The organism is Mesorhizobium sp. M0140 (genome assembly GCF_040322475.1).
Taxonomy (GTDB): Bacteria; Pseudomonadota; Alphaproteobacteria; order Rhizobiales; family Rhizobiaceae; genus Mesorhizobium.
The window spans coordinates 1-24,790 of sequence record NZ_JAMYTM010000012.1 but is presented as its reverse complement, the minus strand read 5'-3'; the positions used below and the strand labels follow the sequence as shown (position 1 = coordinate 24,790).

The following is a 24,790-nucleotide window of genomic DNA, read 5'->3' as shown; positions in this document are numbered from 1 at the left end:
GCTGGCGAACAAATCGTCGGCTCCACATCGATCCGATCACAGGAGGGTACAATGACTTCCAGCAGGAAAATCGGGGCAACATCGAAGATCTCGCGGCGCGGCGTGTTGCGCGCCGCCGGCACACTCGGTGTTGGCGCCGCGGCTGTGGCCCTGCTCGCCAGGCCGACCAGCTACGCCATAGCCGGCAATGCGACCAAGGTGCGATTATCATGGACCGAGTTCGCGGCCTGCCATTCGCCGATCGCCTTCGCCCTTTCGAAGGGCATCTATGCCAGGCATGATCTCGACATCGAACTCTACTATCAAGGTGCCAGCGGCCAGACGCTGATCCAGTCGATCGCCACCAACAAGACGGATGCCGGCGCCGGCTTGCTCTATGACTGGATCAAGCCGCTGGAGCAGGGGCTGGACGTCAAGCTGTTCGTCGGCTCACATGGCGGCTGTACAAGGCTGCTGGCGTCCGAGACCTCCGGCGTCACCACGCTCGAAGGTCTGAAGGGCAAGACCATCGTCTCCTATGACGTCGCCAGCCCGCCAAAGCACTCCTTCCAGGTTGCGCTGGCCAAGGCAGGCCTCGATCCCGAAAATGATGTGAACTGGCTCAACGTGCCGTTCGATCTGGTCGGCGAAACGGTTGGCAAGGGTCAGGCCGATGCGCTGGCGCATCTCGATCCGTGGGCCTATTCCCACAAGAAGAAGTTCGACCTTGTGGAAGTCGCCAACACGCAAACCGGCTCGTTCGAAGGTGCAGTCTGCTGTGTGCTTGGCGTCAATTCGGCTTTCCTGGATGCCAACAAGGATGCCATCCGGCGGTTGGCCGAGGCCGACATCGAGATCCACGAATATGCCGCGGCGCATCCAGATGAGGTGGCAAAGTGGTTCGTCGACAATCTCAACCCGGGTTTCCCCTTTGAAGATATCCGCGACGAGATTGCGTCATGGGTGTTGCACAACCATCCGGTCGGCAAGGATCTGCAGGATCAGGTGAAGCATGCGGCCGCTGATCTGTCGCTGATCAAGGTGCTCGATCCCACCACCGACCCGGCGGAACTCGCGCAGCGGGTGACGGTCGACATTCTGGCCTGACGGTTGCGGTGATGAGCGCAGCGATCGACGAGGACGCAGGCGAAAAGAGTGTTTCTTCCGCTTCTGCCGGGCCGGTGTGGAAGCACGGGCTCTATGCCGCCTCGGCTTGGCTGCTCGCTGCCATTGTCACGATTGCCTTCCCCGATGTCGTTCCGTGGGGTAGCCGCGATGTCTTCGTCGCCCTGCTGGTCGCCGGAGCGATGATCCTGGCCGGTCTTGCATTCAGCGTCGAAAAGCTTGGCGGATTTGGCCGCGGGCTGATGCACTACGGTCCATGGCTGATTGTGCTGGGCCTTTGGTTCGCGGTCTGGGAGTTGATCACCGCCAAGCTCGGCTGGATGCCGAAACCATTCTTCACGCCGCCGCACGGCCTCCTGCATGTCTATATCGTCGACTGGCAACGCATCCTCATCTGCATCGCTTACACCGCGCGGCTGTGGACCATCGGCTTCTTCAGCGGCATCATTGTCGGCTTCATCGGCGGCGTGGCGCTAGGCTGGTCCAAAAACTTCGCCTATTGGGGCATGCCGGTGCTGAAGCTGATCGGCCCCGTGCCGGCGAGCGCCTGGATCCCGGCAACCTTCTTCCTGTTCCCGACGACGTTCCAGGCGAGCCTGTTCCTGGTCGCGCTTGCATCCGGCATACCGGTCGCGATCCTGACCGCGTCGGGCGTCAACTCGGTCAACCGCTCCTTCTACGACGTGGCGCGTACGCTTGGCGCCAGCAGCCGCTATCTGGTTCTTCGCGTGGCGATACCGGCCGCTCTGCCGCATGTCTTCGTCGGCCTGTTCATGGGGCTGTATTATTCCTTTGCCGTGCTGGTGGTCGCCGAAATGCTCGGCGCGAAATACGGTCTGGGCTGGTATCTGCAGTTCCAGACGGCCTATTCGGCCTACGCCAACGTCTACGCGATGCTGATCGTCATGGCATTGCTCTGCTCGGGTCTGGTCAAGCTGCTGTTCGTCGCGCGCGACCGGCTGCTCGTTTGGCAGAAGGGTGTCGTACAATGGTAGCCTTCGGCACCACTCGCGTCGCGGTCGATAACTCTGCCGGTCTTTCCGTCGACTTTCACGGCGTCTCGCATCAGTACGATCTGGATGGGCAACCCTTGCCGGTGCTGCGCCAGATCGACCTGGCCGTGGCGCCAGGCGAGTTCGTGGCGCTGCTCGGTCCGTCCGGCTGCGGCAAGTCGACCCTGCTGCGGCTGGCGGCAGGGCTGGAACGGCCAAGCAGCGGTGAGGTGCTGGCAAACGGGACAATCGTCGCCAAACCGGATCCGTCGCGCGTCCTGGTGTTTCAGGACCCGACGCTGTTTCCGTGGCGGACCGTTCGCGACAATGTCGCCATCGGGCCGGAAGCGCGCGGCGTCCTGCCTGGCAGTCAGAAGCGGATCGATGGTGCGCTTCGCCTGGTCAAGCTCGAGGCTTTCGCCTCCGCCTTTCCGCACCAGCTGTCCGGCGGCATGGCGCAACGCGCCGCGCTGGCGCGTGCCCTGATCAATGACCCGCGCCTGCTGTTGCTCGATGAGCCGCTGGGCCGGCTGGACTCACTCACCCGGCTGACCATGCAGGAGGAGCTTTTGGCGCTCTGGCGGCAGGCCGAATACACGGTCATTCTGGTCACCCACGATGTCGAAGAGGCGCTGCTGTTGTCCGGGCGCGTCATCGTGCTGACCGAGCGCCCGGCACGCATCAAGGCCGAGGTCGCGGTCGATCTGCCCTACCCCCGGCGGCGTGACGATCCGCGCATCGTAGCCCAACGCCAGCACATCCTCGAGATTCTCGGGTTCTCGGCATGACCGAAAATACGTCGGCATCGGTCAGAAAACTGTTTTCGCCGCGCTGGCTGGAAGCGGCGGGAATTGTCCTGACGCTCATTGCTCTCGTCTGGTGGGCGATCGTCTACGCACAGGTCATGTCGAACACCGGATTTCCAATCGAGCGCACCCTGCCATGTCTGCTGCAGACGTCTGACCGCTGCTCGCTTGCCATGTCGTTGTGCAAGACTTGGCATTTCCTCGGCATCCGGCGCTATTCGCCCGAACTGTTGTGGGCCGGAGCGATCATTTCCAGCTTCGCGCTTCTGTGGGGGAGCTCCATGCAAAATCCAAAGCAGAAAAAAGAAGGAACCTGACCATGCCCAGAATTGTGCCGGTGCTCGATCTGAGCCGTCTCGAACAAGGTGCCTCCGAATATCGTACCTTTCTCCTGGACCTGCGCACGGCGGCGCGAGACGTTGGCTTCTTCTACCTCAGCGGCCACGGAATTTCCGCCTCGGAGATCGACGACGTGCTCGATGCCTCGCGCCGGTTCTTCGCGCTGCCGGAGGCCGACAAGCTGGCGATCGAAATGGTCAAATCCCAGCAGTTCCGGGGCTACACCCGCGCCGGTGGCGAACTGACCAGGGGCGCGGCCGATTGGCGTGAGCAACTCGATTTAGGCGTCGAGCGCCAGCCCATAGCGCAGGGACCTGGAATTGCACCATGGACAAGGTTGCAGGGACCGAACCAGTGGCCGTCTGCATTGCCGGAGCTCAAGCCGGCACTGCTTGCATGGCAGGCCAAGGCGACCGCGGTGGCGATTCGGCTGTTGAAAGCTTTCGCACTATCGCTCGATCAGCCCGAGGACGCCTTCGACGCGATCTACCGGGACTCGCCCAACCATCGCATGAAGATCGTCCGTTATCCCGGCCGTGACGCGACCGAAGGCGACCAGGGCGTTGGCGCGCACAAGGATGGCGGCTTCCTGACCCTGCTGCTGCAGGACGACAACAAGGGGCTGCAGGTCGAATATGACGGAAGCTGGGTGAATGTGGATCCGCTGGCGGGAACGCTGGTCGTCAACATCGGCGAACTGCTCGAACTGGCATCGAATGGCTATCTGCGGGCCACCGTGCACCGCGTCGTGACGCCGCCTGCCGGCGTCGAGCGGATTTCCGTCCCGTTCTTCTTCAGCGCGCGGCTCGATGCGACCATCCCGCTTCTCGGCCTTTCCGAGGAACTGGCGGCGCAGGCGCGCGGACCGGCAAGCGATCCCGACAACCCGTTGTTCCGCGATGTCGGCACCAATGTGCTCAAAAGCCGGCTGCGTTCCCATCCGGACGTGGCACGCCGCCACTATGCCGATATTCTCGAGACCGGAATGGCGGGTTCGTGAGCTCAGCGGCGCACGAATTTTTGCCGTTTCACTTGTTTTTTGGAATGCCATTCGTCGCCAAGGCTTCGAAATAAGCCCAAAAAGGTAAAATCGTTCGGCGGTTTCCTCCCATTCCGCTGGACGGTGTTCCCCTCTGAAGGTTTTGACCTTCTATTGGCCGGGCCGTATTCGAGCCCGGCCATTTTTTGCCGCGCGATCTCCATCTTCAGCGGCGCGAACATATCCTTCGCATAAGCAATCCATTCGGGAACGGCGCGGTTCGCATTCGCCGCCAATGTGCATTTTCGAAGCAATCTGCTTTCCGGACAGGCAAAAAAATGGATTGCCGTTCCTTAGTATACAAAAATTATAGAGTTAACTTCGGGGCAGTCGAACAGAGCGGGGGACGTTCCGCGATCGGCTGACAACAATGAACCTCAGGAGTTGACTGACATGACGATTGCAACGCGGCTTGGCGCCGGTTGGAGGACGGCACTGGCGACGACGCTGGTGGTGGCGGCGGGATTGTTTTCGACCGCGACCTATGCGGGCCCGACGCTCGACAAGATCAAGGAGCGTGGCTCCATCAAGGTCGGTGTCGGCACGACACCCGGTTTCTTCTCGCCGGACAGCAACGGTCGCTGGCAAGGCTTCTTCGCCGACTATGGACGCGCCCTGGCGATCACTGTCTTTGGCGACCCGGACAACGTAGAGTTCACCAACTCTTCGCCGCAGCAGCGCCTGCCGGCGCTCCAGGCCGGTGAGTTCGACATTCTGCTGTCGGGCGTGACGGTAACGATCACGCGTGCCTTCCAGCTCGGCTTCCATTTCGGTCCGACGGTTTTCTACGACGGCCAGGGCATCCTTGTGCGCAAGGACCTCGGCGTCACCAAGGCTGCCGACCTGGACGGTGCCACGATCGGCGTTCAGAGCGGTACGACCGGCGAGTTGAACATCGCCGATTTCTTCCGCAAGACCGGCAAGAAGTTCACACCGGTGACGATCGAGGACACCGGCGAATTCATCAACGCGCTGGAGACAGGGCGCGTCGACGCCATCACGCAGGACTCGTCCGATCTCGTTGGCAAGCGGACCCAGCTGAAGAAGCCCGATGACTACATTATCCTGCCCGAGCGGCTGTCGAAGGAGCCGCTCGCACCGGCAATCGCCGGTGGCGACGACCGCTGGCTCGAAATCGTCAACTGGACGGTCAACGCAACCATCCAGGCCGAGGAATGGGGCATCACCAGCAAGAATGTCGACGAGTTCCTGAAATCGCCGGATCCGGCCATCCAGCGCTTTCTCGGCGTAGACCCGTCGCTCGCCCAGGCGATCGGCCTCGATCCGAAATGGGCCTATAATATCGTCAAGACCGTCGGCAATTACGGCGAAATCTATGACCGGAACCTGAAACCGCTCGGTTGGGAGCGCGGCTACAACAGCCTGTGGACCAACGGTGGTCTGCTGTACTCACCGCCGTTCCGCTGAGACCCTTCAGCCAATGTCATTGACGGACGAAACCGTGCCGGGTCCAGACGGACCCGGCATGTTACGCAAGTTGTCCAGGTGGTGGGGCGACTGGCCGCTGACCCAGATCGCGGTGATCGCGGCTGTCATCGCCCTGTTCTGGCTGCTCGGCCACAACACCGCCGCGACCATGGCGCGCATCGGCATCACGCCGGGGTTCGACTTCCTCGGCAGGCCGGCGAATTTCGAGATCGGCGAGGCGCCGATCGCCTTCAGGGCGGGCGACCCCTATGCGCGCGCGATCCTGGCCGGTCTTCTGAACACGCTGACGGTGGCAGCGCTTGGATGTCTGCTCGCCACGATCCTCGGCGTTGCTCTCGGTGTTGCCGGCCTCTCAGGCAATCTGTTGCTGGCCGCGCTCGTGCGCTGGTATGTCGAGATCGTCCGCAACACGCCGCTTCTGCTTCAGCTGTTCTTCTGGATTTCGCTGGCAAAATCGTTTCCCTCGCCACGCCAGGCGCTCTCGGTCTTCGGCAGTTTCTTCCTCACCAACCGGGGCGTGTTCGTTCCCGGGCTCGCCTTTCATGGTGTGTCGGCGCCGACGCTCTGGCTGCTTGTCGGCCTCGCCTTGGCCTATATGGCTTTCCTTTGGAGGGCGCGGCGCGAGGGCAGCTTGCCTGCCAGGCGGCTGGGCATCGCAACCGCGGGGCTGCTGGCTGGCGTTGTGCTGACCTTTCCTCTAACCGGAGCCGGTGCGAGCTGGGAGATACCGGCGCTGGCTGGCTTCAACATTCGCGGCGGCTACAATCTGACGCCGGAATTCACGGCACTGTTGACGGGCCTGGTGGTCAAGTTTTCGGCGGCAATCGCCGAGATCGTGCGAGCCGGCATCCAGTCGGTCGACCGTGGCCAATGGGAAGCGTCCCGGGCGCTTGGCCTGCACAGCGGCCAGATCATGCGGCTCGTCGTGCTGCCGCAGGCCTTGCGCGTCATCACGCCGCTGACAACTTCCAGCTACCTGGACCTGACCAAGGATTCCAGCCTTGCGGTTGCCATCGGCTACCCTGATCTCGTCAGCATCATCAACACCACCGCCAACACGACCGGGCAGTCGCTGGAAGCGCTGACACTGCTGATAGGCATCTATCTGGCGATCAACCTGTCCGTATCGGCCGCCATGAACCACTACAACCGGCGTGTCGCTCTCAGAGGAATTGCGAGGACATGAGCATCTCCGACGCTGTTTACCTACGACCGTGGCGATCGTCGGCAACGCTGCGGACGTTGAAGATCGGGCTTTTCGGCACCCCGCTCAATTCAGTCATCACCCTGGTTACGGTGGCGTTGCTGGGCTGGATCGTACCGCCACTGCTGCGCTGGGGCGTATTCGACGCGACATGGACCGGAACCTCAGCCGACTGTGCACTCGCCAACGGCGCATGCTGGGCGTTCGTGGGGGCGAAATTCCGCTTCATCCTGTTCGCCTTCTATCCGCCGGCGCTGCAATGGCGCCCGCTCGTCGTCATGGTGCTGCTGCTGGGGCTCCTCGTCATCACCGCTCAGCCGCGATTTTGGCGCAAGGGATTGCTCGTCGCCTGGCCTGTCGTCGTCGTCGCCAGCTGGATCTTGATGTCCGGCACGCTGGTGCCTCCCGCCGTCCCATCGAACCAGTGGGGCGGGCTGGCCGTGACGCTGTTCGTATGGTCGGTCTGCTTCGGACTGGCGACGCCGCTGGCGATCCTGCTCGCCCTGGCGCGGCGTTCCGGCATGGGCGGCCTGCGCACGCTTGCGATCGCCTTTATCGAACTGATGCGTGGCACGCCGATGGTGGCCATCCTCTATGTGGCGATGCTCATCCTGCCAATGGCCATTCCGAATGGCCAGCTGATCGACAAGAATGTCCGGGCGATGATCATGATCACGCTGTTCTGGTCAGCCTATGTCGCCGAGGTCGTTCGTGCCGGCCTCCAGGCAATACCGGCGGGCCAGCACGAGGCCGCGACCGCGCTTGGCCTCGGCTATTGGCGCACGATGCAGCTCGTTGTCCTGCCGCAGGCGCTGCGTCTGGTCATTCCCGGCATGGTCAATCTGGCGATCGGCTTCCTGCTGGCGACATCGCTGCTTGCCGTCATCGGCATTTTCGACCTGCTCAATGCGGCCCGATCCTCGGCGGCCGATCCGCAGTGGCTCGGCTACTACGACGAGGCTTATCTGTTCGCTGCGCTGATCTATTTCGTGCTGTGCTTCGGCGGCTCACGCTACAGCCTCTGGCTGGAGACATATCTGCGCCGGTCGCAGCGACACTGAGCCCATAAAGCTCGCCGGCGGAGCGCTGTGCCATTTTGCGCTGGCGGCGGGGAAGCGAATGCTGCGGAAGCGCGTGGCGGGGGAACGCAATACCTTCCCCGTGCCTTGATGGAGGTCGATCCTCGTCGAGATTTGTTCAATCTCCAACGTCCGAGATATCCGCCACATGACACGAAAACAATTGCGCCTCGGCGCCTTCATGCGCCCCGTCAGTCTGCACACCGGCGCCTGGCGTTACCCGGGCGCCTATCCCGATGCCAATTTCAATTTCGCGCATCTGAAACGCTTCGCCCAGACGCTGGAGGCGGCGAAGTTCGACGCGTTCTTCATGGCCGACCATCTGGCCGTTCTCAACATGCCGATCGAGGCGCTGCGGCGCAGCCACACTGTCACGTCGTTCGAGCCATTCACGCTGCTGTCGGCGCTCGCCGCCGTCACCGACCATATCGGGCTGGTCGCTACCGCATCGACGACGTTCGACGCGCCCTATCATGTTGCCCGCCGCTTCGCCTCGCTGGACCATATCAGCGGCGGACGCGCCGGCTGGAACATCGTCACCACGTCCAACCCTGACGCGGCGCTGAACTTCGGCCTCGACGAGCATGTCGAGCATGATGAGCGTTATCGGCGGGCACGGGAATTCTACGATGTCGTCACCGGCCTGTGGGACAGCTTCGCCGACGATGCATTCATCCGCGACGCCGAAAGCGGGCTCTATTTCGACCCCGCAAAGCTGCATGTGCTTGACCATAAGGGCGAGCATCTTTCGGTGCGCGGTCCGCTCAACATTGCGCGGCCTATCCAAGGCTGGCCGGTCATCGTCCAGGCCGGCGCCTCGGAGGCGGGGCGACAGCTGGCTGCCAAAACGGCGGAAGTCATTTTCGCCGCCCATGCCGATCTCGCCTCGGGGCAGCGTTTCTTCGCCGACGTCAAAGGCCGTGCGGAGAAACTTGGCCGCTCGCGCGACGACATCAAAATCCTGCCCGGTGCCTTTGTCGTGGTCGGCGACAGCGTCGAGGACGCGCAGGCCAAACGGGCCAAGCTCGACAGCCTCGTCTATTACGAGAGCGGCATCGCCTCGCTGTCGATCGCGATCGGACATGATGCGTCCGGTTTTGATCCCGACGCGCCCTTGCCCGAAATCCCCGAGACCAATGCCTCGAAGAGTGGCCGCGAGCGCGTCATCGAACTGGCGCGCGAGGAGAACCTGACCGTTAGGCAGCTTGCGCAAAGGCTGGGCGGCTATTCCGGGCTTGCTTTTGTCGGCACGCCTGAAACAATCGCCGACGAGATGGAGGAATGGCTGGTTGCCGAGGGCTCCGACGGGTTCAACATCATGTTTCCCTACCTGCCGGCAGGGCTCGATGATTTTGCCGAGAAAGTGGTGCCGGAATTGCAACGGCGAGGCATCTTCAGGCGGCAATATGAGGGGTCGACACTGCGCGAGAATCTCGGCCTGAAGCGGCCGCCCAACCGGTTTTTCGAGTAGAACATCCTTCGCGGAGAGGTCTCCATGTCAATCCAGTCCAACACCCGCATCGTGCTCGCGGCGCGACCGCAAGGCCGGCCGAAGCCGGATCATTTCCGCATCGAGACGGTCGGCCTTGACCAGCCGGGAGAGCGCGAACTGCTGTTGCAGATTCTTTATCTGTCGCTCGATCCCTATATGCGCGGTCGTATGAACGCCACCAGATCCTATGCCAGGCCGGTCGATGTCGACGGTGTGATGGAGGGCGGCACCGTCGCGCGTGTGATGATCTCTCGCCATCCGGAGTTTGCTGAAGGCGACATCGTCCTGTCCCACTCCGGATGGCAGAGTTTCGCCCTGTCCGACGGTGTCGGGCTGCGCAAGCTCGATCCCGCGGCGGCGCCCATCACGACCGCACTGGGTGTGCTCGGAATGCCGGGCTTCACGGCCTATGCCGGTCTGCTCACCATCGGACAGCCGAAGCCTGGCGAAACGGTCGTCGTGGCGGCCGCCAGCGGTGCGGTCGGGTCGGCCGTCGGCCAGATCGCGCGCATCAAGGGAGCGCGTGCCGTCGGCATTGCCGGCGGTGCCGAAAAGTGCGCCTTCGTGCGAGACGAGCTGGGCTTTGACGCGGTCGTCGATCACCGGGCCGACGATTTTGCCGAGCAATTGAAGGCAGCTTGCCCCGGCGGCATCAACATCTATTTCGAGAATGTCGGCGGTCCTGTCTGGGACGCGGTGTTTCCGCTGCTGAACGAGTTTGCGCGTGTGCCGGTCTGCGGGCTGATCGCGCAGTACAACGTCATCGCGGATGCCGGCACCGACCGGTTGCCGACATTGATGCAGCAAGTGCTGCACCGCAGCCTGACGATCAGGGGTTTCATCCAGCGCGAATTTGTCGACCAGCGCCCGGCCTTCTACCGCGAGATGGCCGACTGGATAGCATCCGGCCGGGTTCGATACAGGGAAGATATCGTGGATGGCATCGAAAATGCGCCACAGGCCTTTCTTGGCCTTCTCGAAGGCAGGAATTTCGGCAAGCTGATCGTGCGTATCGCGGAATAGTTGCTGCGCAACAATCAGTCGGGGCTGCCTCGAGCAATTTCAGGAAAAGTGTGAAACGCTTTTCCGTCCGGATTGCGTAAAAACAAGGAGTTAGAGCGGGTCGCCGTTTCCGTGAAACGGTGAACTGCTCTAGGCAATTTCTGCCGCAGCCGTGGCCGCGCCTTTCTGTTCACCACATCATGAAGGAGGCGACGTCCGCGTCCGAGACCTCGCCGGCGTTGACGTCGGCGATCGCCTGGTCGACGATCGCCACGCCCTCCGCCACTTCGTCTTCCGTCAGCGTCAGCGGTGGCATGAACTCCAGCACATTGGCCTTCAACCCGACATAGGTGAAGGCTGCACCCAGCTCATAGCCGCGATAGATGATCTTGGCCGTGGTCGCCGCCGCAACCGGCTCACGTGTCGTGCGGCCCTTGACCAGTTCGACGCCGATGGCAAGGCCGCGCCCGCGCACATCACCGATGATCTCATGCCTGGCGGCAAGGGCTCGCAGCGCGTCGGAAAACAGCATGCCGATCCGCGCCGAGCGCTCGACCAGGCCGTCCGTCTCGATCGTCTTCAGCACCGCGTTGCCGGCCGATGTCGCCACCGGATTGCCGGCGGTTGTCTGCAGCGCGAAGGCCGGCGCATGGTCCATGATCTCCTTAGGGCCGATCACGGCCGACAACGGCAAGCCACCGCCGATGCCTTTGCCGAAGACGACGAGGTCCGGCGTCAGTCCTTCATGCTGGAAGCAGTGCATCATGCCGCTGCGAGCGAGCCCGACCTTGACCTCGTCGACGACAATCTTGATGCCGTGCCTGCGGCAACGCTCCTGCAATGCCTTGAGAAAGCCAGGCGGCGGCACGATCAGCCCGCCATCCGACATCAACGGCTCGATGAACACCGCCGCGACCTGATGCGGCGGGCAGGTGGTCTCGAACTGGTAGTCGAGCAGCGCAAGCACGTCGTCGCTGCTGAAATTCGGTCGGAACGGATCGGGATAAGGCAGCAGAAGCACGCCCGGCCGGGGTAGCGTGTGGGTCATGGCGGTATGGCCGCTGATGCCCATCGAGCCGGAGAGATTTCCGTGATAGGAGCCGATGAACGAGATGAAGCGCGAACGGCCGGTGGCCGCCTGCAGCACGCGCACCGCGCAGTCGTTGGCATCCGACCCGGAATGGCCGAACCAGACGCGCCGTTCGCCTTCTCCGGGCGTAATCGCCAGCAGCCGCTCCGCCAGCGATACGGCGGGCTCGTTCGGGTAGAGCAGCAGGCTGGCGCCGGCCATGTCGCGGATCGACGTCTCGACCGCTTCGACGATGGCCGGATGGCCGTAGCCGAGCACCGCCGGACCGGCCGATCCCGACAGGTCGAGCAAGGAGCGGCCGTCTTCCTCGATCAGCCGGTTGCCCCGGCCGCCGATGACGCTGAGCGGCGAGAAACGCAGCTTGCCGATCTGGGCGATGGTCGCGGCGTCACGTTCGCGCAAGCTGAGATTGCTCACGACACTTTCTCCGCCTTCTGTGCCGGCAGTGCCGCCGCCAGCCGGTCCGCCCATTCCTCGATGCCGCGCCGTGTCGACAAAAGGTCCTGCCGGATCTCGATGAGGACGGCGGCGATGCCGCGATCATCGCCATGGATGGGCACGGCGTAGTCGGCGTCACGGCTGATCACATAGGGCACGTTGGCCGCGACATTGAGCCCGGCGTCGGTGCGCAGGCCCGAAAGGATCGCTTCGGCGAGATCTCTTGCTTGGTCGTGCAGCACGCCGGCATGCCAGGGTCTGCTGACACCGAGGAAGACCGGCGTGAAGGAATGGATCGTCACGATCCGCGTCCGCCGGCCTGCCTGTGCCCGGCAGTCGAGATGCGCGGTCACCCGGTCATGAAACGGCGAAAAGATGATCTCGGCACGCCGGGTCCGCTCCGTCGCGTCGATGCCGACATTGCCGGGAATGCCGGTATCTTCCGACAGCACCGGAATGCTGCCCTGGGTATTGAGCGGCCGGTTGAGGTCGATCAGCAGCCGGGAGTAGCCGCTGAGGAAAGCTGGTGAATCGAGCTTCGCGGACAGCAGGCGGGTCACCTCGGCGGCGCCGATATCCCAGGCGATGTGGCGCTGCAGATGATTGGCATCGAGGCCGAGCTGTCGATACTCGGCCGGCATGTGGTTGGAGGCATGCTCGCACAACAGCACGATATCGGAACGGCCGTGCTCGTTGAGGACCTCGACGGCCTCCGGCCAATCTTTTTCGGTCCGTGCGGTCATCAATAGAGCGTCCGGTAGAGATCGCAGATGGAGGCCGGATCGAGACCGGCAAGACGCTCGGCTTCATGTCGTTTGAGGCCGACGAAAGTGTCGATGAAGACAGGCGCGAACCATCCCGTCACGGTGCCGTCGGCCAGCAACGCGTCCAGTGCCGCGGGCAGGGTTTCGGGCAGGCGCACTAGACCGAGACTTGCGCGCTCCGCCTCGCTCATCAGCGTCGGGTCGCCGGTGACCAAAGGTGGCGACGGCAGGCCCGCCTTCAGCCCTTCCAGCCCGGCGCGGATAATCGCCGCCAGCGACAGATAGGGATTGCCGGTGGCGTCCGCCGCCCGGTACTCGATATTGTACTGCCGCGCCGGATCGCGCCCCCCCATCGTCACTGTCGGGCAGATGCGCAGCGACGCCTCGCGGTCGCGGTCGGCGAGCCAGGTATAGGACGAACTCCAGCTGTGCGGCTTCAGCCGGTAGAAGGACGACACGCTCGACGCCGTCATCGCGGTCATTCCAGGCAGATGGCGCAGCACGCCGGCACAGAAGGCGCCGGCTTTGGCGGAAAGGCCGCCCGCCAGTGCCGGATCGTATGTCACCGGCTTGCCGGCCTCGTCGACGAAGCTGAAATGGATGTGGACGCCGTTGCCGACGGCAGTTGGCGCGGTTTTGGGCGCGAAGCTCGCACGCCAGCCGGCATTGCGCGCCAGTTCGCGCGTGATTTCGCGGATGGCGACGGCGCGGTCGGCTGCCGTCAGCGCGTCCGCCGGCTCGTGCGTCACCTCGAACTGCTCGTCGCCGAATTCGGCGATGACCACTTCGGGTGCGACGCCGGCCTCCTCCAGCGCCGCCATCAGGTTGGGCGCGAAGGGGTCGGTTCGCCTGAGCGCGGCGAAAGACATCGAATGCGCCGGCGCGAAGCCGCCGTCGGCGACGTTGAATTCATGCTCGAAGGCGGCGATGACCGACAGGCCGGTCGCGGCTTTCAAATCGGCCGACGCCTCTTTGAGCATCGTGCGGGTGCAGCCGAGCCATGGGCTGCCGTCGAGCTCGACGATGTCGCCGGCGACCATGTCGAACGGCGTCGCCGATCCGGTGCGTGTCGTGCGAAAGCGCGCCTTGAGATCGGGGATCAGCCGCAGGTCGCCCGACGAGCCCCAGGGGTTGGGATCGACGATCGAGTTGAACGGCGTCAGCGACAGATTGGCCTGCAGCCAGCCGACCCCGGTCGTGGCGGTCTTCTGCAACTTGCTTTCGGCAACGAAACGGCCCCGCGTGACGGCGGAGAGATCCGTGGTGACGACGGCAACCAGAGGCTCGACGGTCGATGTCATGCCGGTTTTCCCAAAGCGTTGAAGCGGTCGACGACCGTGTCGGTGTCGGCCACCCAGCAGTAGCCGCCGAAGGCCTTGAGCGCGATGTCGTGGCGTTCCTGGGTGATGGTGGCGCAAGCATCCGATACGCAGGTGACGAGATAGCCGCGGTCGGCGCCGTCGCGCACCGCCATGTCGACGCATTGATCGGTCAGCACGCCGACCACGACGAGATAGCGGATGCCGAGGTTCTTGAGGAGATAGTCGACATTGGTCGAATTGAAGATGCCCGACGACGTCTTCGGCAGCATGATCTCGTCGCCAACCGGCGCCAGCGATGCCACCGGCAGTCCCTCGGGGAGGCTGGGTGCAATATGGATCGGCGTCAGCTTGTGGTCGAGCGAGCGGTCGCGGCCGTCTTCGGTCAGGCTCTGGATGATGGTGTGCAGCACCTCGACGCCATTGGCCCGCGCCGCGGCCAGCAGGCGCTCCTGGTTGGGGATCGTCCGCGAGGATGTCTGCCGGTAGAAATAGTGATCGGGGCCACGCTCCGGATGCGACGGATCGGCGCCCGGCTCCAGCCAGATGCGCTGCATGTCGACGAGCAGCAGTGCCGTTTCGCCGGCACGGAAGGCTTCGTCTCGTTTGGGTAGGGCCTGGGTCATGCTTTGTCGTCCTGCTTTGCTGATTTGGGTCCCGGCGTCTTGCGGGGTCCGGGTATCTTGCGCGCGCCGTTCTCTTGCGGGTCGCTGTCGAGCGTCACGGCATTGGCATGTCGCACCCTTTCGAGCCGCTCGATGCGGGCGCGGGCCTCGTCGCCCAGCGTCGAAACGATATGGGCGACCAGCGCCTCCATCTGGGCGATCGCCGGCGCCAGCGTGTCGTAGGGCGAGGCGACTTCGAGCGGGCTGACGATGGTGACTTCGGCGAGATCTGATATCGGCGACAGCCATTGGTCGGTGAACAGGACGATGCGCACATTGAGCGCCGCCGCTTGGCTCGCATAGGCCATCACATCAAGCTGATAGCGGCGATAGTCGAACACGACGAGCACGTCGCGGCGGTCGAGGTCGGCGAGCGTGTCGAAGGTCTGCGGGGAGAGCACACCAAGATCGCGAACCCCGGAGCGAAACTGCACGAGATAGCCGGCCAGCATGCCGGCGATGTGGCGGCTGAACCGGCCGCCAACCAGCACGACCTCGCCCTTGACCTCCATCAGCAGGCGGGCCGCCCGTTCGTATGTCTGGATGGGTGTCGCGGCGGTGGCTTTCTGCAAGGCCGTGGTGACGCTATCGAGATAGGCCAGCACGGCGCTGTCGTTGGAACCGCTCTGCCGCTTGGCCTCCATCATCAGCAGCGGCGAGTGCAGTCTTGCCTCGACTTCGGCCAGAAGCTTCGCCTGGAAATCCGGAAACCCTTCATAGCCGAGTTTTACGACCAGCCTCACCACGGTCGGATCGCTGACGCCAGCGCGCCGCGCAAGCGACGAAGCGGTGCCGAGGCCGGAGGTCGGATAGTCCGTCAACAGCAGCCGGACGATCTTCTCTTCCGACGGCGTCAGCGCAAGATCCCCGCGCATCAGAACATCGCGTATCGCCATGGGCCTCCCCGAAATCCATGTTCTCTTGTTTTGTCGAGTTTATTACAGAGATTTAAATCTTGGTCAACAATGAAGAGATGTTGACATTGTGTGATCGCTGGCCCTACCTTGTCGGAAAGCAGCCAAGAGACTGTGGGGAACAGCCATGCGAAACGGAAGCGACGTCATCGTCGTCGGTGCCGGTATTGTCGGATCGAGCGCCGCCTATCATCTGGCCAAGGCCGGTGTGAAGGTCACGTTGGTCGAGCAGACCCACCCCGCCGGCGGCCCGTCGGGCAAATCGTCGGCGCTGCTGCACGCCTTCTACCTGATGCCGGAACTGTCGCAGCTGTCCATCCGTGGCCGAGAGATCCTGGTGTCGCTGCCGGAAATCGCGGGCGAAGGATCCTTTGTCACCGAAATCGGCATGATGTGGGTCTGCGGCAACGACAACAAGGTGAGTTGGACGGCGGCAGCCGAACGCATCCGCGGCGAGGGCGCGCGCATCGAGACATTGTCGCCGCAGGCCTTTGCCGACGCGGCACCCGGCTTTGTCCTGGACAATGTCGCAATGGCGCTGTGGGAGCCGGAATATGGCTACGCCGATGCCTTCGGCGCCACCAACGCCATCGCCCGTGCCGCCCGCGCCAACGGTGCTGGGATCATGCAGAACACGTTGGTCGAGAGCCTCCAGCGGCAGGGCGACCGCATCACCGGCGTCACCTTGACCGATGGAACGGTGCTGGAAGCCGGTACCGTCGTCCTGGCCGCCGGGCCATGGACGCGCCGGCTGCTGGCGACAGTGGGCCTCGATCTGCCGCTGCATGTCGAGCGCCATCCGATGGCCGTGCTGGACGCTGCCGGCAAGGCAAGGCAGGTCATGCCGTTCGCCTGGTGCGACGACATTTCCTGCAACTATGCACGGCCCGACAATGACGGCGTCATCCTGGCCGGCACCTGGGCCGGCGGCGGCACCGGCCTGCGCCATGAGCATGCAGGCCGTCCGCGCCTTGTCGAAAATCCCGACAACTACATGGAAGGTGTCGAGGAAGCTGAATCGGTCGAGATCCTGGAGACCTTCGCCACCCGCTTGCCGGCCATGGCCGAACTTGGCATCCGCCCCGGCTATGCCGGGCTCTACGACATGAGCCCCGACGATCTGCCTGTCATCGGCGCCATGCCTGGGGTCGAAGGGCTGGTCGTTTCTGCCGGATCCTCCGGCCACGGCTTTAAGACCGGTCCAGCCGTCGGCGAGGCCGTGGCCAGGCTGGTCACCGAGGGAGCACAGCCGATCCTGGCGCCGTTTTCGCCCGATCGCTTCAGGGCCGCGTGATGGCGTCGCCGACGATGAGCGAGAGCAACTCACGCGGCCTCATGCCGGCCGCGTTTCGCAACGCCACCGCCGATGCCCTGTGCATGGTCGCGGTGCTGCTGCTGGTGGCGCTTGCCGCCTTTGTCTTCGGCAGCGCCGCCATGCAACGTGTGGTCACCTATGCAGCGATCATGCTGACGGCGGTGCTTGGCCTGCAGATATTCTCCGGCAACAGCGGCATCGTCTCGTTCGGCCAGGCCGCCTTTGTCGGCCTCGGCGCCTACGCTACGGGCATCCTCACCATGCCGACCGCATTGCAGCGAACGGCGCTGCGCGACCTGCCGCAATTCCTCGCAGGCCATCAACTCTCCTTTGTCGCGGCGCTGGCCGTCGTCCTTGCTCTCGCGGTCATCGTCGGCCTGTTGACCGGCACGCCGCTGCTCAGGCTTTCCGGATCGAGCGCTTCGATCGCAACGCTTGCCATGCTGATCATCGTCTACACGCTGCTGGTCGCCGGACGCGAAATCACCCGCGGCAGCCAGCCATTTTACGGCGTGCCGCGCGAGGTCGGGCTGTGGACGGCTGCCGCTGTCGCTTCGGTGGCGCTGGTGGCGGCGAGGTTGTTTCGCGAAACCTCCTTCGGCCTTGCCACCCGCGCCGCCGCCAATGACGAGCGTGGTGCGGCCGCCGTCGGCGTCGACCAGCGCACGGCGCGTCTGGCCGCCTGGGTGGCGGGCGTCGTCGCCGCCATGGCCGCCGGCGCCATGATGGCGCAATTCCTTGGCGCGTTTTCGCCGCGCGATTTCTATTTCGACCTCGGCTTCACCATGCTCGCCATGCTGATCGTCGGCGGCATGACCTCGTCGCTCGGCGCTTTCGCCGGCGTCATCGTCACCATCGTTTTGGTCGAAGTGGTGCGCCGCTTCGAGGGCGGCGGCGAGGTGCTCGGCCTGCATCTGCCTGTCCTGTTCGGCTTGACCCAGGGCGTGCTGGCCATCGCCATGATCCTGGTCATCTGGCGACGCCCGACCGGTCTGTTCGGCGAGCGTGAGCTCAACCTTTTGCGCCGGCCGGGACGCCAGGCCGTGACGGCTTCGGCGGCACCTCCGCAGCATGTCGAGAGTGACCGGCTCACCGCCGACCATCTGTCGCGCCGCTATGCCGGCGTCGTTGCCGTCGATGACGTCAGTTTGAGCTTCGGGACAGACAGCATCACCGGCATTATCGGTCCCAATGGCGCCGGCAAGACCACGCTGCTCAACATGCTGGCCGGTGATGTCCAGCCAAGCACCGGCACGGTGTCTGTCGGCGGCGCGGTGCGGCAGGCTTCGGCCTTTCGCTTCGCCCGCTCCGGCGTTGCCCGCACCTTCCAGAACATCCGCGTTTTTCCGCACATGACGGTGCTCGAAAATGTCGTTGTCGCAGCACGCCAGGTGGAACCTGATCTCGGCCATGCCGAGGCGGCGGCGATGAGCGAGCTTGCGCGCATGGGGCTGGAGAGATTTGCCGATCAGCCGGCCGCCAGGCTTGCCTATGGCCAGCGCCGCCGGCTCGAAGTGGCACGCGCCCTGGTGTTGAGGCCACGCTTCCTGCTGCTCGACGAGCCGGCCGCCGGCATGAACGCCGTCGAGACCGCCGAACTGGTCTCGATTCTATCGACGGTTCGCGCGGAGCGCCGCATCGGCGTCGTGCTGATCGAACACGACATGCGGCTGGTGATGAATTTGTGCGAGCGCATCGTCGTCATCGATCATGGCCGCGTCATCGCTGACGGCACGCCCGGCGACGTCCAGAAGAACCCCGCCGTGATCGCCGCCTATCTCGGCAGCCGCACGGCGCGTGCCAAGACCGCAACAGCTGAAAACCAGACCGCATGACCTGCAACGACAACCAATCATAAAAATCCAGAAGGAGAACCGACATGCCAAGCCTCTATCGCCTCCATCGCGCCGCCCTGTGCGCTGCCGTGTTCGGCATCGCCGCCATTTCGACGGCCAGCGCCGAGGAGATCATCATCGGTGCCGCGACCGCGCAGACCGGCGGCCTTGCCCCTTACGACCAGCCGGCACTTGCCGGCCTGCGCATGTCGCTCGACGAACTCAACGCCAAGGGCGGGCTCGGCGGCAAATACACCGTCAAGCTTTTGATCAAGGACACGCGCTCCGATACCGCGCAGACCGCCACCGTCGCCCAGGAGCTGATCGACGCCGGCGCCAAGATCATGATCACGCCGTGCGATGCCGATCCCTCGATTTCCGCCGGCCAGCTCACCCAGCCGCTCGGCATTCCGACCCTGACGCTGTGCGGCTCCGCCCCGGTGCTGACCGGCGCGGTCGGCGACGTCATGTTCGGCACCTATCCGGCCGACAATGTGCAGGCGACGGCGGTCGCCGACTTTGCCGTCTCCGAAGGCAAGAAGAAGGTGTTCCTGCTGACCTCGCCGGACTCCACCTACACCGCCAATCTGCCGGAATATTTCGGCAAAGTGTTCGAGAAGAAGGGCGGCGCCATTGTCGGCCGCGGCACCTTCAGCATGGGCCAGCCCGACTTTTCCGCCGAGATCACCAACATCAAGGGCCTGGCCGACAAGCCCGACCTGATCATGACGGCGGCCTACGAGCCGGATTTCCCGGCCTTCATCCAGCAATTGCGCGGCGCCGGCGTCACCATCCCGGTCTATGGCGCCGATGCCATCGGCACCCCGACCATCAAGGCGCTCGGCAAGCTGGTCGACGGCGTCGTCTACACCGCGGCCGGCTATGCCGAGCCGGGCAGCAAGCTAGAGGCCTTCAACGCCGCCTTCACCAAATATGCCGGCCACGCACCGGAATCGACCTATGAGGTCAATGGCTACGAGATCGGCCTGATCCTCGACCAGGCGGTCAAGACGGCCGGCTCCGACGACCCGAAGGCGATCCGCGACGCCATCGCCGGCCTCAAGGATTTCGAAGGCATCACCGGCAAGATCACCTATGCCGGCACCGATCGCATGCCGTTGCGGCCAGTGGCGCTGATGCGCTACGAGGGCGGCGAGGGCAAGCATGTCCAGACACTGATCCCCGACGCTGCCGACGTTCCCGCGCCGTGATGTCATGCTGAGCGTCGAAGCCCTGAAAATCCGGTACGGCGAGGTCGAGGCGGTACGCCGCGTCGACCTCACCGTCGGCAGCGGCGAGATCATCGCGCTGGTCGGCGCCAACGGCGCCGGCAAGAGCTCGACGCTCGGCGCCGTCGCCGGGCTGGTGCCGGCGGCATCCGGCAAGGTGGTCTTCGACGGTGTCGACATCACCGGCCTGGCGCCGGAGGCGATAGCCCGCAAGGGCGTCGCGCTGGTTCCCGAAGGCCGCCGTATCTTCGCCAGCCTGACGGTGGCCGACAATCTGCGTCTCGGCGGCGCGGTGCATCAGCCGGCGGCCGAGGCAAGGCTGCGCGAGGAGGAGATGCTGGAGTTGTTCCCGATCCTGCGCCGCTACCATCGCGTCAAGGGCGGCAATCTGTCGGGCGGCGAACAGCAGATGCTGGCCATCGCCCGCGCGCTGATGGGCAAGCCGCGCATGATCCTGCTCGACGAGCCCTCGCTCGGCCTTGCCCCGCAACTGATCGACACCGTCTTCGACCTGATCGCCGAACTGCGCCGCAAGGGCCTGACCATCCTTCTGGTCGAACAGAATGTGGCGCTGGCGCTCGAAATCGCCGACCGCGCCGTCGTGCTCGCCAATGGCGAAGTGGTGCTGGCCGGCACGGCAAAAGAACTCGCCTCCTCGGACCTCGTCCGCCAGGCCTATTTGGGAGCTTGAGAAGCATGATCGCGCAGCAGATCATCAATGCGGTGAGCCTCGGCGGCGTCTATGCGCTGCTGGCGCTCGGGCTGGCGATCGTCTTTTCCATCGTCGGCCTCATCAACTTCGCCCATGGCGAGCTGATGACGCTGTCGGGCTACGCGCTTCTGGCCTCGCTGGTGCTCGGCTTTCCCTTCCCGGTAGCCGTGCTTGTCGCCGTCTCCTGCGGCGCGCTCGCCGCTGTCGCCATGGAGCGTATCGCCTTCAGGCCGATGCGCGGCGCCAGCGTCACCAGCCTGCTGTTGACCAGCTTTGCCGTCTCCAGCCTGTTGAAGGTCGTATTCCAGAACGGCATTTCGGCGCGGCCGCAAGCTGTCGCCATGCCCGGTTGGATGACCGGCGCCTTCTCCTTCGGCGATTTCACCATCGGCGTCGGTCCCAGCATCTCCATCGTCGTCTCCGCACTGGCGCTGATTGCGCTGGAAGTCTTCCTTCGCCGCTCGGTGACCGGCACGGCGATGCGCGCCGCGGCGGAAGATTTCGACGTCGTGCGCCTGATGGGCATTCCGGCCAGCCGCATCATCGCCACCGCCTTCCTGCTCTCCGGCCTGCTTGCCGGGCTGGCGGCCATGCTGTGGGTGGCGCAGCGTGCCTCAGTCGATCCGCTGATGGGCTTTACGCCGGTGCTGAAGGCCTTCATCGCCGCCGTCGTCGGCGGGCTCGGCAGCTTGCCCGGTGCTGTCGCCGGCGGTTTTCTGCTCGGCATCATCGAGGTTTTGTTGCAGGCGACGCTTCCGGGAGCGATCGCGCCCTACCGCGATGCCATCGTGCTGTCGGGGGTCATCGCGGTACTGCTGGTTCGCCCGCAAGGCCTGATCCCGGCGGTTCGCGCTCAGCGAAGCTGACCTGATGTATACCAAGCCTGAATTTGCGCCGCTGTCGTCGGACGAGGTGTTCGGCCTGATCGAGGCTGCGGCCTTCGCGACGGTGGTGACAGCGGGACCGCAGGGCCTTGTCGTCTCGCATCTTCCCTTCGTGCTCGATCGCGCGCGTGGTGAAAACGGAACGCTGGTCTCGCATCTCGCCAGGGCCAATCCGCACAGCACCTTGATCAGCGAAGGCAGGGAGACGGTCGCTATCTTCCACGGCCCACATGGCTACATCTCGCCGTCCTGGTATCCGCGCAACCCGGTGCGCGACAGCGCGCCGACCTGGAATTTTGCCGTCGTGCATTGCCATGGGCATCCGGTTCCGCTCGACGATCATGCCACCGCCCGGCATCTCTTGCAGCTTGTCGACGTGCTGGAGAAAGATCGCGAGGATCGCTGGCGCATGCGCGAGCTCGGCCCTGGCGGCATGGAGCGGCGCATACCTGGTATCATAGGGTTTGACCTGCCGATCGATCGGCTCGAGGCCAAGTTCAAGATGGGTCAGGATGAGCGCCTCTACGACACAGGCGGAGCCATCAGGGCGCTGGAGCAAAATGACCCTGCGCTGGCAACGATGATGAAGACGCACAACGCGCATCGCCAGGACTGACCGGCTGCATGCGGCAAGGACAAGAAAAAATGATTCCCAATCTCAACATCGTCCCCTTCGTCAGCGTCGACCACATGATGAAGCTGGTGCTGAAGATCGGCGTCGAGCGCTTCCTCGTCGAACTCTCAGGCTACATCGAGGACGATTTCCGCCGCTGGGAACTGTTCGACAAGACGCCGCGCGTCGCCTCGCACAGCGCCGAAGGCGTCATAGAATTGATGCCGACCAGCGACGGCGAGGTCTACGGCTTCAAATATGTCAACGGCCATCCCAAGAACATGCGCGAGGGTCGCCAGACGGTGACGGCTTTCGGCATGCTCGCCGATGTCCACAATGGCTACCCTGTCCTGCTATCCGAAATGACCATCCTGACCGCGCTGCGCACGGCGGCGATGTCGGCTCTGGCCGCCAAATACCTGGCGCCGACCGGCTCCAGCTGCATGGCGCTGATCGGCAACGGCGCCCAGGCCGAATTCCAGGCGGTGGCCTTCAAGGCGCTGCTCGGCGTCGACAGGCTGAGGCTTTACGACATCGATCGCAAGGCCACCGAAAAATGCATCCGCAATCTGGCCGGCCTCGGCTTCGACATGGTCGCCTGCGGCACCGCGCAAGAGGCGGTAGAAGGGGCCGACATCATCACCACCGTCACCGCCGACAAGCAGTACGCCACCATCCTCACCGACAACATGGTCGGCTCCGGCGTGCACATCAACGCCGTCGGTGGCGACTGTCCCGGCAAGACCGAACTGCACCGCGATATCCTGCTGCGCTCCGACATCTTCGTCGAATATCCGCCGCAGACCCGCATCGAGGGCGAGATCCAGCAGCTTGCACCAGATCACAAGGTGACCGAGCTGTGGCAGGTGATGTCAGGCGCCGTGCAAGGCCGGCGCGATCCCGGGCAGATCACGCTGTTTGATTCGGTCGGTTTCGCCATCGAGGATTTTTCGGCACTGCGTTACGTCAGGGATCAACTGCGCTCGACCGGCCTCTATCAGGAACTCGACATGCTGGCCGACCCCGACGAGCCGCGCGACCTGTTCGGCATGCTGCTGCGGGCGGCCCAGCAGGGTTGAGACATCGGTCGTTCAGATAGCCGAACCCCACATGGCATCCGGCACCACCACCAGCTTGCCGACGAAATCCTTGGCGATGAAATCCGCTTGCGCATGGTGGAAATCGGAGAGCTTGTAGACGCCGCCGACCAGCGGCCGGATCTTTTTCGCCTCGATGTGCCCGACGATGCGGCGGAAATCCGCGCGCGTGCCTTGGCTCGAGCCATGCAACTGCAATTGCTTCAGGTACATGGTCCTGAGATCGAGCTGCACGACCGGGCCGGCGATTGCGCCAGCCGTGGTGTAGCGGCCCTCGGGCCTGAGAATACGCAGGAGGTCATTGAAGATGGCACCGCCAACGAGGTCGGCGACAACGTCGATCGGCTGGCCTCCGGTCGCCTCGTTCACGGCATGCGGCAGGTCGGCAACGCCACGGGTGATGACAGCCTCTGCGCCGATGTCGCGCACCGCCTGCTCCTTGCCCTTGCCGACGACGGCATAGGGGATGGCGCCGCGCGCCCGTGCCAATTGCACGATGCCGGAGCCGACGCCGCCCGAGGCGCCGGTGACCAGCACGCGCTCGCCGGCCTTGAGCGCGGCGCGCTCCAGCATCTGTTCACCGGTCAGGTAGGCGCAGCAGAAGGTGGCGAGTTCGATATCGCTCATGTCGGTGTCGATGACATGAGCGTTCTCGGCCGGCACGGCCTGATATTCGGCGTAACCACCGTCGCGGCCGTGGCCCATATAGTCGATGTCGGCGAGCGAATCGTCGTCGCGATTGTAGATCGAGAAATCGACCATCACCCGTTCGCCGATACGGTCCGGCGACACGCCTTCGCCGACAGCGGCGACGATACCGACGGTGTCCGTGCCCTGGATGCGCGGGAAAACAAGCGTGTTGCCCTGGCGGCGCCATGTCGACACGGCGGCAGCGTCCTCCTCCGTGCCATAGGCGCCCTGGCGCACCCAGACATCGGTGTTGTTCATCCCGCAAGCGCTGACCTTGACCAGCACTTCACCGGGAGCGGGCGAGGGCACTTTCACGTCGCTGCGGTAGACGAGTTTTTCCGGTCCGCCGTGCCCGGTAAGCAGCACGGCGGCCATGGTGGCGGGGAGGGTCCTGGTCATGGCATTCATAGTCACTCTCAGAGATCGGCAAACACGTTTTTCACCGCATCGGCTGTCTTCGACACGACGATGTCGGCTTCCTCGCGGGTCAGGCAGAGCGGCGGCGCAAAGCCCAGAATGTCGCCCTGCGGCATGGCGCGGCCGATGACGCCGCTTGCGGCAAGCGCCGTCGCCACCTGCGGCCCGATCTTGAGCGAAGCGTCGAAGAACACCCGGTCGTCCTTGTCGGAGACGAACTCCACCGCCGCCAGCATGCCGTCGCCGCGGACGTCGCCGACATTCCTGTGGCCGCCGACCGCCTTGGCCAGTTCGGCGCGGAA

The 24,790-nt window shown here is 64.2% G+C and carries 24 protein-coding genes and 1 pseudogene; 17 read left to right on the top strand and 8 right to left on the bottom strand.

All coding sequences use genetic code 11. The annotated features are described in order from the left end of the window. The first annotated feature begins 51 nt into the window (after positions 1 to 51). From NKJ37_RS14410 to NKJ37_RS14390, 5 genes are read left to right on the top strand one after another with little or no spacing between them, the layout of a single operon-like run. On the top strand, positions 52 to 1,086 hold the full coding sequence (locus tag NKJ37_RS14410; protein ID WP_352774153.1) for an ABC transporter substrate-binding protein: 1,035 nt from the start codon (positions 52 to 54) through the stop codon (positions 1,084 to 1,086). Between the two features lie 11 nt (positions 1,087 to 1,097). Continuing rightward, positions 1,098 to 2,099 carry an ABC transporter permease gene (locus NKJ37_RS14405; RefSeq protein ID WP_352610009.1) on the top strand — a complete coding sequence of 334 codons (1,002 nt, stop codon included), beginning with the start codon at positions 1,098 to 1,100 and terminating at the stop codon, positions 2,097 to 2,099. Further along, positions 2,093 to 2,884, top strand: a complete 792-nt coding sequence (locus tag NKJ37_RS14400) for an ABC transporter ATP-binding protein (protein ID WP_352774151.1) — start codon at positions 2,093 to 2,095, stop codon at positions 2,882 to 2,884. The genes NKJ37_RS14405 and NKJ37_RS14400 overlap by 7 nt, the downstream gene beginning before the upstream one ends. Then, positions 2,881 to 3,219, top strand: a complete 339-nt coding sequence (locus tag NKJ37_RS14395) for a hypothetical protein (RefSeq protein ID WP_352610013.1) — start codon at positions 2,881 to 2,883, stop codon at positions 3,217 to 3,219. The genes NKJ37_RS14400 and NKJ37_RS14395 overlap by 4 nt, the downstream gene beginning before the upstream one ends. A gap of 2 nt (positions 3,220 to 3,221) precedes the next feature. Continuing rightward, a complete protein-coding gene (locus NKJ37_RS14390; protein WP_352722376.1) occupies positions 3,222 to 4,241 on the top strand; it encodes an isopenicillin N synthase family dioxygenase in 1,020 nt (339 codons plus the stop codon). Positions 4,242 to 4,243: 2 nt separating this feature from the next. Here the strand turns inward: NKJ37_RS14390 and NKJ37_RS14385 are convergent, their stop codons facing one another. Further along, on the bottom strand, positions 4,244 to 4,516 hold the full coding sequence (locus NKJ37_RS14385; RefSeq protein WP_352722375.1) for a hypothetical protein: 273 nt from the start codon (positions 4,514 to 4,516) through the stop codon (positions 4,244 to 4,246). Positions 4,517 to 4,673: 157 nt separating this feature from the next. Here NKJ37_RS14385 and NKJ37_RS14380 point away from each other — a divergent pair, with 157 nt between their 5' ends. The 5 genes from NKJ37_RS14380 to curA all read left to right on the top strand — a co-directional run bounded on the left by NKJ37_RS14380 (position 4,674) and on the right by curA (position 10,527). Then, a complete protein-coding gene (locus NKJ37_RS14380; protein ID WP_352722374.1) occupies positions 4,674 to 5,708 on the top strand; it encodes an amino acid ABC transporter substrate-binding protein in 1,035 nt (344 codons plus the stop codon). Between the two features lie 58 nt (positions 5,709 to 5,766). Then, positions 5,767 to 6,915: an amino acid ABC transporter permease gene (locus NKJ37_RS14375; RefSeq protein ID WP_352553657.1), complete on the top strand. Its 1,149-nt coding sequence runs from the start codon at positions 5,767 to 5,769 to the stop codon at positions 6,913 to 6,915. Continuing rightward, on the top strand, positions 6,912 to 7,994 hold the full coding sequence (locus NKJ37_RS14370; protein WP_032908639.1) for an amino acid ABC transporter permease: 1,083 nt from the start codon (positions 6,912 to 6,914) through the stop codon (positions 7,992 to 7,994). Before NKJ37_RS14375 ends, NKJ37_RS14370 begins: the two co-directional genes overlap by 4 nt. Before the next feature lie 166 nt (positions 7,995 to 8,160). After that, the gene (locus NKJ37_RS14365; protein ID WP_352774149.1) at positions 8,161 to 9,483 is read left to right on the top strand and encodes an LLM class flavin-dependent oxidoreductase; all 1,323 of its coding nucleotides are present in this window, start codon (positions 8,161 to 8,163) and stop codon (positions 9,481 to 9,483) included. 24 nt (positions 9,484 to 9,507) lie between these two features. Further along, a complete protein-coding gene (curA, locus tag NKJ37_RS14360; protein WP_352774148.1) occupies positions 9,508 to 10,527 on the top strand; it encodes an NADPH-dependent curcumin/dihydrocurcumin reductase in 1,020 nt (339 codons plus the stop codon). Positions 10,528 to 10,696: 169 nt separating this feature from the next. Here the strand turns inward: curA and NKJ37_RS14355 are convergent, their stop codons facing one another. Genes NKJ37_RS14355 through NKJ37_RS14335 form a run of 5 tightly spaced genes read right to left on the bottom strand, consistent with a single transcriptional unit; the run spans position 10,697 to position 15,678 of the window. Then, positions 10,697 to 12,013, bottom strand: a complete 1,317-nt coding sequence (locus tag NKJ37_RS14355) for an aspartate aminotransferase family protein (RefSeq protein ID WP_352440723.1) — start codon at positions 12,011 to 12,013, stop codon at positions 10,697 to 10,699. Further along, positions 12,010 to 12,777: an N-formylglutamate amidohydrolase gene (locus NKJ37_RS14350; protein ID WP_352440722.1), complete on the bottom strand. Its 768-nt coding sequence runs from the start codon at positions 12,775 to 12,777 to the stop codon at positions 12,010 to 12,012. Before NKJ37_RS14350 ends, NKJ37_RS14355 begins: the two co-directional genes overlap by 4 nt. Then, positions 12,777 to 14,099: a type I glutamate--ammonia ligase gene (locus NKJ37_RS14345; RefSeq protein WP_352440721.1), complete on the bottom strand. Its 1,323-nt coding sequence runs from the start codon at positions 14,097 to 14,099 to the stop codon at positions 12,777 to 12,779. The genes NKJ37_RS14350 and NKJ37_RS14345 overlap by 1 nt, the downstream gene beginning before the upstream one ends. Next, positions 14,096 to 14,743 carry a cysteine hydrolase family protein gene (locus NKJ37_RS14340; RefSeq protein WP_023809063.1) on the bottom strand — a complete coding sequence of 216 codons (648 nt, stop codon included), beginning with the start codon at positions 14,741 to 14,743 and terminating at the stop codon, positions 14,096 to 14,098. Before NKJ37_RS14340 ends, NKJ37_RS14345 begins: the two co-directional genes overlap by 4 nt. Further along, positions 14,740 to 15,678: a MurR/RpiR family transcriptional regulator gene (locus NKJ37_RS14335; RefSeq protein ID WP_023809062.1), complete on the bottom strand. Its 939-nt coding sequence runs from the start codon at positions 15,676 to 15,678 to the stop codon at positions 14,740 to 14,742. Before NKJ37_RS14335 ends, NKJ37_RS14340 begins: the two co-directional genes overlap by 4 nt. 145 nt (positions 15,679 to 15,823) lie before the next feature. Between NKJ37_RS14335 and NKJ37_RS14330 the strand changes: the two genes are divergently transcribed. Genes NKJ37_RS14330 through ocd form a run of 7 tightly spaced genes read left to right on the top strand, consistent with a single transcriptional unit; the run spans position 15,824 to position 23,363 of the window. Then, a complete protein-coding gene (locus tag NKJ37_RS14330; protein WP_023809061.1) occupies positions 15,824 to 16,990 on the top strand; it encodes an NAD(P)/FAD-dependent oxidoreductase in 1,167 nt (388 codons plus the stop codon). 14 nt (positions 16,991 to 17,004) lie between these two features. Further along, the gene (locus NKJ37_RS14325; protein ID WP_245486042.1) at positions 17,005 to 18,846 is read left to right on the top strand and encodes a branched-chain amino acid ABC transporter ATP-binding protein/permease; all 1,842 of its coding nucleotides are present in this window, start codon (positions 17,005 to 17,007) and stop codon (positions 18,844 to 18,846) included. A 44-nt stretch (positions 18,847 to 18,890) separates the two neighbouring features. Next, on the top strand, positions 18,891 to 20,057 hold the full coding sequence (locus NKJ37_RS14320; RefSeq protein ID WP_023809059.1) for an ABC transporter substrate-binding protein: 1,167 nt from the start codon (positions 18,891 to 18,893) through the stop codon (positions 20,055 to 20,057). A 4-nt stretch (positions 20,058 to 20,061) separates the two neighbouring features. Then, complete coding sequence (locus NKJ37_RS14315) at positions 20,062 to 20,766, top strand: ABC transporter ATP-binding protein (RefSeq protein WP_023809058.1); 705 nt, start codon at positions 20,062 to 20,064, stop codon at positions 20,764 to 20,766. Between the two features lie 5 nt (positions 20,767 to 20,771). Then, a complete protein-coding gene (locus NKJ37_RS14310; RefSeq protein WP_027035600.1) occupies positions 20,772 to 21,653 on the top strand; it encodes a branched-chain amino acid ABC transporter permease in 882 nt (293 codons plus the stop codon). Between the two features lie 4 nt (positions 21,654 to 21,657). Beyond that, positions 21,658 to 22,287, top strand: coding sequence for an FMN-binding negative transcriptional regulator (locus tag NKJ37_RS14305; protein WP_352774146.1), 630 nt, complete (start codon positions 21,658 to 21,660; stop codon positions 22,285 to 22,287). A gap of 29 nt (positions 22,288 to 22,316) precedes the next feature. Next, complete coding sequence (gene ocd, locus NKJ37_RS14300; protein ID WP_352774144.1) at positions 22,317 to 23,363, top strand: ornithine cyclodeaminase; 1,047 nt, start codon at positions 22,317 to 22,319, stop codon at positions 23,361 to 23,363. A 12-nt stretch (positions 23,364 to 23,375) separates the two neighbouring features. Here the strand turns inward: ocd and NKJ37_RS14295 are convergent, their stop codons facing one another. Both NKJ37_RS14295 and NKJ37_RS14290 read right to left on the bottom strand, forming a co-directional pair. Continuing rightward, complete coding sequence (locus NKJ37_RS14295) at positions 23,376 to 24,479, bottom strand: alcohol dehydrogenase family protein (protein WP_023809054.1); 1,104 nt, start codon at positions 24,477 to 24,479, stop codon at positions 23,376 to 23,378. 8 nt (positions 24,480 to 24,487) lie between these two features. Continuing rightward, a pseudogene (locus NKJ37_RS14290) lies at positions 24,488 to 24,790 on the bottom strand (aspartate aminotransferase family protein); the annotation flags it as partial.